General features: G+C 56.6%; 7 protein-coding genes. All 7 read left to right on the forward strand.

Annotated features, from left to right (window positions below):
- Positions 1-34 precede the first annotated feature (34 nt).
- The 7 genes from QPK31_RS24490 (at position 35) to QPK31_RS24520 (ending at position 10,959) form a co-directional block, all read left to right on the forward strand.
- The gene (locus tag QPK31_RS24490; protein WP_290425508.1) at positions 35-1,126 is read left to right on the forward strand and encodes an HAF repeat-containing protein; all 1,092 of its coding nucleotides are present in this window, start codon (positions 35-37) and stop codon (positions 1,124-1,126) included.
- A 100-nt stretch (positions 1,127-1,226) separates the two neighbouring features.
- On the forward strand, positions 1,227-2,294 hold the full coding sequence (locus tag QPK31_RS24495; protein ID WP_290425509.1) for an HAF repeat-containing protein: 1,068 nt from the start codon (positions 1,227-1,229) through the stop codon (positions 2,292-2,294).
- A gap of 453 nt (positions 2,295-2,747) precedes the next feature.
- Positions 2,748-5,498 carry a type VI secretion system Vgr family protein gene (locus QPK31_RS24500; RefSeq protein WP_290425510.1) on the forward strand — a complete coding sequence of 917 codons (2,751 nt, stop codon included), beginning with the start codon at positions 2,748-2,750 and terminating at the stop codon, positions 5,496-5,498.
- Between the two features lie 49 nt (positions 5,499-5,547).
- Complete coding sequence (locus QPK31_RS24505; RefSeq protein WP_290425511.1) at positions 5,548-7,308, forward strand: hypothetical protein; 1,761 nt, start codon at positions 5,548-5,550, stop codon at positions 7,306-7,308.
- Between the two features lie 6 nt (positions 7,309-7,314).
- Positions 7,315-8,799: a T6SS immunity protein Tli4 family protein gene (locus QPK31_RS24510; RefSeq protein WP_290425512.1), complete on the forward strand. Its 1,485-nt coding sequence runs from the start codon at positions 7,315-7,317 to the stop codon at positions 8,797-8,799.
- A 3-nt stretch (positions 8,800-8,802) separates the two neighbouring features.
- The gene (locus tag QPK31_RS24515; protein WP_290425513.1) at positions 8,803-9,069 is read left to right on the forward strand and encodes a PAAR domain-containing protein; all 267 of its coding nucleotides are present in this window, start codon (positions 8,803-8,805) and stop codon (positions 9,067-9,069) included.
- Between the two features lie 585 nt (positions 9,070-9,654).
- Complete coding sequence (locus QPK31_RS24520) at positions 9,655-10,959, forward strand: integrase family protein (RefSeq protein ID WP_290425514.1); 1,305 nt, start codon at positions 9,655-9,657, stop codon at positions 10,957-10,959.
- Positions 10,960-11,011 lie beyond the last annotated feature (52 nt).

Here is an 11,011-nt window from a genome sequence, read left to right on the forward strand (position 1 = left end):
CAATGTTACGTCTTACCTTTTCTCGGAGATCATCATGCGCATCCCATATCGTCTTTCCCTGCTCCTGTTATCGTTCACCGCGTCCATGGCGCACGCCGGTCCCGGCTATGCGGAATACAAGGTCTCGGTCGTCGGACCGGCCAACAGCTACGCCAACGACATCAACGCCGCCGGCGTCGTGGTCGGCACCTATTATCTTGGCGAGCCAGGCAGTTCGCCCTCGCGCGGCTTCGTCAACCGCGGCAAGGGTGTGACCACCCTCGGCACGCTGGGCGGCAGTGCGAGCAGCGCCGTGGCCATCAACGACAAGGGCCAGATCCTCGGCAACTGGACCGCCAGCAACGGCCAGCAGCGCGGCTTCATTCATTACCAAGGCCGGCAGCGCGACATCGGCACCGCTGTCGGTGTTCCGGCAAACGCGAGGACCACCTACACCGACATCAACAACGCCGGCTATGCGACGGCGAACGTCTTCCTTCCCGGCTCCGCCGGCGAGCGCGGCTTCCTGCGTACGCCGGGCGGGCAGTTCAGGGACATCGGCAGTCTGTCGACCGCGCCGGCAACGATGAACCACGCGCTGGCGATCAACAACCGCAAGCAGATCGCCGGCGAATCCGGTCCGCTGACCTTCCCGGATCAGCCGCTGCGCGCGTTCTCCTGGACCGCCGGCGTCATGCGCGATCTGGGCGACTTCGGCTTTACGCCGAATGGCAGCCTGGCGCTCAACGACCGCGGGCAGGTCACGGGCTACATGTCGCTGCCGCAAGGGTTCCGCGACCGCGTGGCTTTCGTGTACAGCAATGGACGGCTGATCAATATCGATGGGCGGGCGCCGGTCGAGGGGCGGAACAGTTCCGGAGCGGGGATCAACAACCATGGACATGTCGTGGGAGCCAGCGATCATCTGTCGGGCTTCATCTGGCGCGGGCGGCGCATGGAAAGCCTGAACGCGCTGATCGACCGGCGGCTCGGGTGGGATATTTTCTCGCCGCAAGCGATCAACGATGCGGGGCAGATCGCGGCGAACGCGATGCGCAATGGGGTGCAGTACGCAGTGCGGCTCGACCTGATCCGGCCGGACGTGCTGGCTGCGCCTCAGCTTGAAGGCGACCAGGACAGCAACTGATGTGCACCGCGCTTGAGTTCTGAAGTCACCCTGGTGGCGGGTTTCACGTTCCGCCGGTGCCATCGTGCTGCACAGCCGGCTTCAACTTCTGGAGATTGTCATGCTAGTACGCAATCGCATCTCGCTGGTCGTGCTGTCGCTCGCTGCCGGCCTGGCCAGCGCATCCCCTGGCTACGCGGAATACCGCGTCACGATCGTCGGGCCGGCCAACAGCCGGCCGACCGCCATCAACGCGGCCGGCGCCGTCACCAGCATCATTTCGACCGGTACCCTCACCTACCGCAGCTTCGTCAACTACGGCCGGGGCGTGGTCAACCTGAACCTGCCGGGCAGCACCTCGAACATCGCGGTGGGCATCAACGACAAGGGCGACGTCCTCGGCAACTGGACCACGAGCACCGACCAGGCGCGCGGCTACGTGTATTCCCGCGGCAGCTTCCGCCAGCTGAACGCCGTTCGCGGCCAGCCGACCCGCTATGTGGACATCAACAATGCCGGGTATATCCTGGCGACGAGCACTCCGCCCACGACGGACCCTGCCGGGGCCAACCCGCGCGGCTACCTGCGCGCGCCGAACGGCAGCTACCGCGACATCGGCACGCTGCCTTATCCCAACCCCACCACGCAACCGGAGGCGCTCAACAACCGCAACCAGGTCACCGGCGAGTCCGGGTCGCTGTTCGCTCCGGAAATTCCGTTCTATGCCTTTGTCTGGAACAACGGCGTCATCCGCCAGCTCGGCAGCTTCGGCAACACACCCAACTATGGCCTGGACATCAACGACCGCGGCCAGGTCGCCGGCTACACCTCGACGGAAACCTTCCGCGAGGCGCTGGCGACCGTGTGGACCCACGGCCGCCCGCAACTGATCGACACGCGCCCGGCCGGCGACTACCGGTTCAGCACGGCGCAGGCCATCAACAACCATGGGCATGTGGTTGGCAACAGCAATCACCTGGGCCCGTTCATCTACCGTGGCAAGCGGATGGAGAGCCTAAACACGCTGATTGATCGGCGGTCGGGGTGGACCGTCGATTTTTCGCGGGGGATCAATGATGCCGGGCAGATCATTGCGGATGCATCCCGCGGCGGGGTGGGATACGCGGTGCGGCTGGATTTGATTCGGCCGCATGCGCTGGGGGCGGCGCCGGTGGAGGCGGATGATTGAATTGGCGCTGAGCGCAGCCAGTGAAGCGGTAGATGAACCAGGAGGCGGTTGGCGCAAAGTTTAGATGTGGTGTTGTGCCAACCGTTGATGAATGGTTAGACCTTTGGTTTGATTGACACCCTACGCCATTGAAAGTGTGCGAGAAATGGCATTGATAGGCCTCTTCGGAGGCGATCTGAATCTCCCGGCTTCGTGGAGACGGATTAATGTGAATCAGGCCGGGATAACCTGACTGCACAATTGCTTGTAATACGTTTGCCTCAGCTTTGGCCAGCCGTATATAGCCGAGCGTACAGAATCACAACCGCAGCACGTGCCAAAACGTAGAGACTTGAAGCGTATCAACGTCACGCTATCTCCAAGTTTTACCATCGATCATTGTCCGCGCTCTATTTCCGCTTACTACACAGCCAGCTGGGACAGCTCCAACACTCTTCGGACAGGAAGCTTCTAATGGACTTGAAGGATTTGATACAGGCCTTCGCTGGCTTGTCTGAGGCGAAGCGCCCTATCCGTTTGCGGCTATCGCAAGCCAAGCAAGTGCTGGACGATGTCTTGCTAGTCAAACGCGTTACAGGAAATGAAGCGCTATGCGGCGGACTTGAATACCGGCTTTTATGCGTATCGACAAGTTCTGATTTACCTTTGAAGGAATTCATCGCACTGCCGGTTGAGCTCCAGTTCGTGACGGACAGCGGGGACGTGCGCGCCGTGTGCGGAATCGTAGCGCAAGCGGCTGCCGGCCAGAATGATGGCGCTCTGGCGACCTACGAATTGGTGGTGCGTGATTCGTTAGCTCTGATGGAGTATCGCACTAATACCCGCGTCTTCCGCAATAAAAATGAACTGGATATCACGGAAATCATTCTGCGTGAGTGGCGCCAGAAAAATTCGGTGCTGGCCAAAGCGTTTGACGTGGACTGGTCGCATGTAAAGGGATCCTATCCCACTCGAGAATTCACTATGCAGCACAACGAGTCCGACGCCGCCTTTCTTCGACGGTTATGGAAACGGCGTGGCATCGCGTGGTTCATACGGCCCAGTCAAGCTAGCCAGTCGCAAAGTCAGAACATTCCCGGCCACGTCCTGGTGCTTTTCGATGACGCATACACCCTACCGAAAAATGCCGCTGGCACCGTGCGCTATCACCGTGATGGCAGCACGGAGGAAACAGATACCGTTACCGCATGGAGCCCGGTCCGCACACTCAAACCGGGCAATCTTTCTCGCCAGAGCTGGGATTACAAGCGAACCCATTTCATGATAAGTAACGCGCCATCCCGTATAAATCAGGGAACGATGGGCAACCAGTTCGCGGTCAGCATCGATGATTACTTGGTCGATGTGCCTCATGCAGGGAAAGACTACAACGACTATCGGCAACTCGGCGAAATGCGCATGAGGCGCCATGAGTACGAATCCAAGTGCTTTTTTGGCGAAAGCAGTGTGCGCGCATTGCGCGTCGGGGAGTGGATTGCCCTGACCGGTCATCGAGAAATCGACATGCATCCGCCAAAAGAGCGCGAGTTCATCGTCACGCGCCTTGACATTGATGCAGAAAACAACCTTCCCAAGACCGTAGACGAGCAGGTGGAACGACTGTTTGCCCTCAACCGCTGGGACGAAAGGCCGTACAGCAACGCTCTACAGCAAGCCAGCGCAGATCGTGGCATGCGTTACACCAATCGCTTTTCTTGCGTGCGTCGTGGTATTCCAATTGTTCCCGAGTTCGACCCCCGTTCCGATTTGCCGCGTCCACAGCTGCAAAGCGTAATTGTGGTCGGTCCGGCCAGCCAAGAAGTGCATTGCGACGAATATGGCCGAGTCAAGGTGCGTTTTCCCAGTACCAAACCGGAAGACCACAGCCATGCGCAAGGGGCCGGCGCTAGCGATAGCGACTTGGATTCCGCTTGGGTACGTGTCGCCAGCACTTGGGCCAGCAATCACTGGGGATCAATTACCCTTCCCCGTGTGGGCGATGAGGTCATTGTCGATTTTTTAAGCGGGGACCCCGACAAGCCCATTATTGTGGCGCAGGTCTACGGCGGCACAATCAAGCCAACTTCATTCAGCCATATTGGGGAACTACCCGGGAACAGGTACCTAGCGGGCATCAAGAGTAAGGAAGTGCAAGGTACCCGTTACAACCAGCTGCGGCTAGACGACACACCAGGGCAAATCAATGCTCAGCTGGCCTCCGAGCACGGGCATAGCGAGCTGAATTTAGGATGGCTCACTCATCCTCGAAATGACGGCAAGGGCGAGGCGCGAGGCGAAGGGGCAGAGTTGCGCAGTGATTGCGCTGTTGCGGTACGCGGCGCACAAGGGGTACTCATCACTGCCTCCGCACGCCAGCAAGCCAGCGGCAAGCAACTCGACCGTAATGAATTAATTGGCTTGGTAGATGCGCTGCAAGGCGTGCAGCAGTACCTGTCCGAGCTGTCGGCGACGCATCATGCAGACGGCACCGACGACAAAGAACTCAGTCAACTGATTGCTCACCTGAAGCGGTGGGAATCCGGCAGCAACACCGAAGTCGGCAGCCCGGGCGCCGGTGCCCAACCCGTCGTGGCACTGTCCGCGCCTGCTGGTGTGGCAGTGACGAGCCAGGACAACATTGCGATTGGCTCGCAAACGCATATCGACATGGTCAGTATCGGCAATACGCAGCTTTCCGTCGGCAAGAAATTGCTCGCCCGCGTATCGGAAAGTATCAGCCTGTTCGCGCATAGACTCGGCATAAAACTCATCGCTGCAAGCGGCAAGCTGGAAATACACACACATGGTGACGACATCGAGGTCACCTCCGCCAAACGCATCGTGTTGACCGCAGCCGACGAAATCGTGCTGCAGGCCCCCAAACTGCGCTTCGTCGCGCAAGGTGCTCAAGTGGATCTTGGTGGCGGCACCATCACGCAGCAAAGCAGTGGCGAGCACACCATCAAATCGTCGAAGTTTGCTCATATCAAACCGGGAAGCGGCAGCCCACCTGACGTGAAATTGCCCAAGAGCGAGCTGGCGCACGATCAGCAAACCGTTCTGCGCTGGATCGGCACAGACGAGCCGATGAAGAATCAACGCTATCGCATCACGACAGAAGATGGGCGCACGTTCGAGGGGCGCACCGACGCGGCCGGGTTGACCGAACGTTTTACAAGTACCGTTGCTTTCGGGCGGTACACAGTCGAAGCTATCGACGACTGATAGCGTTAATGGCAAACGAGTCGATATTCAACCGAGGCGAAAGAACACAATGACAACTGCCGAATACCCGTTACCTGCTCAACAAAACAAAGGCGCTGCTCGGAAGGCTGAAGGCTTTGCCACACCGCAGCAGGACAAAAAACTGCAATGCGCCAAGTTCCTTCCCAAGCGGGTATTGCCGATTGTTTTTTTGCCCGGAATCATGGGGTCGAACTTACGCATGAGCACGCAGCGGCAAAGGGAACTACATAAAGAGGACAACATTGCGTGGCGACCAGACATTCTTGGAGCGTCAAACATACGCGGTGCTTCCAATGAAAGTCCAGCGAGCCGACAACTGAGGCTGGATCCGTTGCAAACCACAGTCGACATTTATGATCCCGCAGGGCCGTCAGACGTCAGCGGAGATGGTCGGCATGCCAATGTGACACTCGACAAAAACTTCCGTTCCCCACTGCTAACGGATGACCCACCGACCACAAAAAACCCGCGTAGCGCGGTACAGAAGGCCCGGGCGCGAGGCTGGGGCGAGGTTTTTTTCAAAAGCTATGGATCGTTATTGCAGCATCTTGAATCACGCCTCAACAATACTTTCTTTGACGGGAAGTTACGACAGGAGTGGCACGATGTCGTCGGCGTCGATCCAAGTATCTGGATGAGCGATCCCAGCCTACCGCAGCAGGCGTTGACCGAGGCAGAACTCAAGAAAGTTGCGACTGGATGTTGGTTTGCGGTATATGCGTTCGGCTACAACTGGCTACAATCAAATGGTTCAAGCGCGAGAATCATTGCTAAACGCATCGGCCAGCTCATGGACGACCTCAATCAGTCCGGTTATGAATGTAACCAAGTAATCGTTGTAACCCATTCCATGGGGGGACTAGTCGGACGGGCACTAGTTCATCTGAAATATGGCAACTTGCAGGACAAGGTGCTGGGCATCGTTCATGGGGTAATGCCCGCCATTGGCGCCCCGGCCGCTTATAAGCGCATGAGGGCGGGATTTGAGGATCCCGGTGTAGCGTTTGACCCCGAAAACAGTATCGCCGCCAAAGTGGCTGGCAATTATGGCGACGAAGTCACAGCGGTACTGGCGAATGCGCAGGGAGGACTCGAATTGTTACCCAGCGAATCTTACGGCAATGGATGGTTGCGCGTAACGCATAACGGACGCGACTTGGATTCATGGCCGAAACAAGGCGATCCCTACATTGAAATCTACAAAGTACGCGGCAAGTGGTTTTCCCTGTTTAGGGAAGAATGGATCAATCCGTCTAGGTGGCCTGCCGATAAGGGGGGCGGAACGTTTCAGCGAACGTGCGAATATCTTGATAAGGCACAGAGCTTCCATCAAGCGATCGCAAACACTTTTCACCCCAACAGTTATAGCCACTACGGCAACGACCAGGCGCGGCGGAGCTTTGGTCAAGTCATATGGGAAATCGACAAGCACTGTGCCGACCCTGCCGGGTGGCAGAACTGGCCTATCCTTCGTGACACTAAACAAGGCCGGCTGGAGCTCGTTCGATGGGATCCTTCACATCCGGGCAGTAAAACTTTCAAAATAACCGATTTTGAGGTGCCCGGACCGATACATGCCACGATCCTGCCACCTTCGGCTCCAGGCGATCAGACCGTTCCAGCCAAATCTGCCGACCATCAACTAAAGAGTGGCATGTTCAAAGGCGTATTCCGGCAGACTGGATACGAACACCAGTCAAGTTACAAGAATCCTCGAGCGATTGCCTCGACTTTGTACAGCATCGTTCGCATTGCCCAAAAGGCAACATGGACCTGTGATAAAGGGTGATTGCAAATGTCAGTCATTCAACGCCTGTGCTTAGTTCCTCTCGCCGCAGTTTTAATACTTAACGCCTGCAACCGCAGCCCGAAAGAATGGAAGACGCCAAACATGACCCCTCCCACACCTCGCCTGCAAGCCATGTTCGAGAAAACCAAGGCCGTATGCTTTGGCCGCTTTATGGTCGATGTGCCTGCATCAGCGACCGTGGCTTGGGGGGAGGTTGCAGTGCCTCTGGGTGTGAACGTCTACCCTAACGGTACAGCTGAAGTAAAAACGTTGGCACAAAAATTCATTGATGAACTAATGAGCGACAAAGCTATCAATCAAAACGATGTCCCCTTGCTAATTTCGGTCCACGAAGTGAACCAACCTGAAGGAAAAATAGTCGTCGGTTACGAAGATTTTGAAGCTATTAATGGGCTAAAAATCAATGGGTACTTTACATTGAACAATGACGGTGTTGTCATCGACTCACGCCCTTTAAGGCCTCGAAAAGATCAGGTAATCGCAGACATAACCAGCATCGCCCGGCGTTTGCAGCAACGCGCTGAAAACGAAATCCCCGCCGAGCCTGGCAACTGTATCGAATATGCCTTCCTCCCTGACAACCCGGCTCCAGGCGAGGAACCGCCCGTAGAACTCATTCGTATCGGCTTTCGGTTAAAGGAGTTCCCTGACACGCACCTCTCGGTTTTTGTCGGACCGTCGAATCCCCATTACGAAGAGAGCCACTCGCTGGAGTGGCGGCTCACTCAGCTCGAGAAGAACCAGAAAGCTCAGGATCCCAACAATCCGCTGATAAAAACCAAAGACTTGCGCAGAGGGGAGCGGCAGATCCACGGGTGGCTAAACGGCTTTGAGGCCCTGTCGCGTACCCCAGAACAGGCGGAAATACACTCGATCCATGACTTCGCCATGGATTTTAGAGGCGTGCCGTCGGACCCGCTGAAACCTTATGTAGAAATACAGATGCAGACTGGCGTTGCCGACAACGTCGCCGGCGCAACTAAAGCTAGCCTGACTGACGAAGAAGCCATCGCGGTTTGGGACAAGATCACCAGCACTATCCGCGTGCGTCCAACCGGCGCCGCGGCGGTCAAAACGGCCGAAACGGACTCTGCCCCTCGGCTTCCACTCGGCGAGCTTGCGGCAACTGGCCGTGCATGCCCGCAAACTGGCTGGTGGGTGCCGGATGAACCGAAAGATACGCAGGGTGATCGGCGGCAGCACATCAAGGCAGGCGAACGTATGCCGCATGTGATATCTCTCGGCGAACCGTCCATATGGCAAAAGCTGAAGGGAGAAAGGCCTACTTACCGCACGGCGACGATGTGGAAACTAGTCAGCTATGACGATGCACCAGTTCACGTCGACACAATCGAGGAGACGCAAACACTCGTACAAGGTTCTCCCGATAACGTTGCTGCCAAAAACGCTAGTGGCAACACAACCGAAAGAAGTCGAAACGACCAAAGCTCGCCGCAAACAAAAGGTTAATCCATGCGAAATGTGATTCGTCTTGGCGACCCCACATCTCACGGCGGCAAGGTCGAGAGTGCCGACGCAGATCATTTTACGGTTGATGGCATTCCAGTGGCTCGCGTTGGGGATATATGCAGTTGCCCCATCAAAGGACATGACAAATGCACCATTGCCGAAGGAGACCCAAACCACGTCATTGACGGGGTTGCCGTCGCCTACGATGGGCACAAGACCACTTGTGGCGCAACCTTGATCGCCACCGTAGGGAACTTTGGTGGGCAATAGTTCAAGCATATAGTTCCGACTGATCTGCTCTGGCAGAACCTGCCGCGCCGAGACGACCGCCAAGGGTCGTAGCTTCCTTTAGTGCGTTGTTTCGTTCGCTCGCTAATTCGCTTGACTTCGTGCTCGGCGAACGCTGCCATGATGCAAATGGTCCGGCCATTTGCTTTTAGTATGCCGCAAGCGACGAACTTGACCGCGTTTCTACCTTTGCTCTTCGCGGCCTCCATCAAACCTGTAATGAACGAACGTCTGGCACGCATGCTAGCGCTGGCCTACCGCATGCCCGAGAAATCCAGCCCTGCTGTCTAAATACAACAAAGCCCAACCAAATCGGCTGGGCCAAGTCGTTCATTTTGTTGGTAGGCCTCCCCGGAGTCGAACCGGGCACCAACGGATTATGAGTCCGCAAAAATGGGTATTTAGGCGCGTTGATCAATGTTGAAGATTTCGACAAAATCCTTAGAAATCATAGCCTTATGATTTTCTTGCTGGCTATTGGTGTTGATGAGAGTTCATTGATATACTCGAAATTCACTTACACAGCCGTTACATGGAACCCATCAGCGGACAAGGACACAGCAACGAATGTCGAGAGTAAAACTGACAGCAGGCCGCATCGAGGCGTTTAGATGCGAGGACGGGAAATCGCAGTCGTTCTTATGGCACGCGACGGTGCATCAGCTAGCGCTGCGGGCTACTAGCACCGGAGCCAAAGCCTTTATCTTTCAATCAACCTTGGTCGGCAAGACAATTCGCATCACCATCGGCTCGCCTCAGGCTTGGACGATCGAACAGGCCGAGAGCGAGGCTAGGAGGCTGCAAACCATCGTTGACAGCGGTAAGGATCCGCGCCAAGTCAAGCAAGACGAAATCGACGCCATGAAGGCGGCTGCCGCCGAGAAGGCTGCCGCTGAACTGGCTGCGAAACACGCGGCGGCGCGAGACGCCCTCACTTTGAAAACAGTCTGGGAAACGTATGTTGCGGATCGGGCGCCGCACTGGGGCGAGCGCCACCACGCTGACCACTTTAAGCTCATCAAAGAAGGTGGCGAACCGCGGACGCGAAGCAAGAAGAAGGTAACGGAACCTGGTCCGCTCGCGGCTCTCGCGGATGTGCGCCTTGTCGATCTCGTACCAGAACGAATCGAAGCGTGGGCAAAGGTAGAGGCAGCCAAAAGGCCGACGAGTGCGAGACTTGCGCACCGTATGCTCAAGGCTTTTCTGAACTGGTGTATCGAACATCCTGTCTACGGTAGCGCCGTTACCACTAATGGTGCCCGCAGCAAGAGGGCACGGGAGGTCTTGGGCAAGCCTGGTGTCAAACGTGACTCGCTACAGCGGGAGCAACTTGCTGCATGGTTTGCCGCAGTTCGAAGCCTTGGCAACCCTGTGATGGCGGCTTATTTGCAGACGCTGCTTCTCACCGGGGCGCGGCCGGGCGAAATTATGGTAATGCGGTGGGACGATCTAAACCTTCGATGGAAAGGGCTCACGATTCGGGATAAGGTAGAGGGCGAACGGGAGATTCCGCTGACCCCATACGTTGCAACCCTTCTTGCTGCCTTACCTTGCCGGAATGATTGGGTGTTCTCAAGTACCAAAGGTGGACATATCACTAGTCCGAACTATCAACTCAAGTCCGTATGTGCAGTTTCTGGCATTGAGGCGCTAACATTGCATGGGCTGAGGCGATCGTTCAAGTCGCTGTCAGAATGGCTCGACTTGCCCGCTGGGGTTATCGCACAAATCCAAGGACATAAGCCCAGCGCTACGGTTGAGAAACATTATACGAATCGACCGTTGGATTTGCTCCGAATTCAACATGAAAAACTGGAAACCTGGATTCTCGGAGAAGCGGACATCTACCCTAGGGAAACGCTGATTAATTGACGATTTTCGCGTCTCCGAGGTTTTTTGGCGACGCGGTTGCGCTCCAGCTGCG

This window comes from Massilia sp. YIM B02769, assembly GCF_030411995.1.
In the GTDB taxonomy this organism is placed as follows: Bacteria; Pseudomonadota; Gammaproteobacteria; order Burkholderiales; family Burkholderiaceae_D; genus Telluria.